Below are 226 nucleotides of genomic sequence, written 5' to 3' on the forward strand. Positions count from 1 at the left end.
TGCCGCGCTCGACCAGCGCCGAGGCGCGCACGGTGCGGGCGTACTGCACCCAGTTGGTCATCGAGATCGCCAGGATGAGAATCACCGACGACAGGGTTTCACGCATGCCGGGCGGCAGCAGTTGCCGGAACACGGCGGTGACCAGGATGGCGACGAGAATGGTGGGAATGCTGAGCAGCGTATCGCCCAGGCGCATCAGCGCGTTGTCGACCCAGCCGCCGAAATA

Annotated in this window: 1 protein-coding gene; it reads right to left on the reverse strand. The window is 65.5% G+C overall.

Annotation, left to right across the window (positions count from 1 at the left end):
- On the reverse strand, positions 1 to 226 hold a 226-nt coding region (locus U858_RS0133455), incomplete at both ends, for an ABC transporter permease subunit (protein WP_029954829.1).

Source organism: Achromobacter sp. DH1f (genome assembly GCF_000633435.1).
Taxonomy (GTDB): Bacteria; Pseudomonadota; Gammaproteobacteria; order Burkholderiales; family Burkholderiaceae_B; genus Achromobacter; species Achromobacter deleyi.